At 62.3% G+C, this 289-nt stretch carries 1 protein-coding gene; it reads right to left on the bottom strand.

What is annotated here, in order from left to right:
- On the bottom strand, nt 1-289 hold a 289-nt coding region (locus DUT91_RS26010), incomplete at both ends, for a hypothetical protein (RefSeq protein WP_160113733.1).

Raw genomic sequence — 289 nt, 5'->3', positions numbered from 1 at the left:
TCACACCACGCCATTGGCAAACAGCACGATAACCAGCGCCCTGAAGCGTGGTTTTCGGTAGCCCAAGGGCCGGAACCCACGCGCCCAGATCGTCAAGCGCAGCTTGGTTCACACGCCGGAAAAAATTGTCGGCCACGTTGTCATTCGAGGCGGTGCGCGGCGTCGGCGCGGCCCTCCGCTCGCCATGCGGCGATAGCAGGGTTTCGACGTCGCGCATGAAGTTTTCGAGACACGGCCAGTCGATAAGCGGAAGCTCTACCGCCTGCTTCATCAACGCGGTTGCCGGCGT

It is taken from the genome of Paramesorhizobium salinisoli (genome assembly GCF_003335045.1).
GTDB classification, from domain to species: Bacteria; Pseudomonadota; Alphaproteobacteria; order Rhizobiales; family Rhizobiaceae; genus Paramesorhizobium; species Paramesorhizobium salinisoli.
Note: the sequence above shows the minus strand (reverse complement) of the source record. Positions and strands in the feature narration are given on the sequence as shown.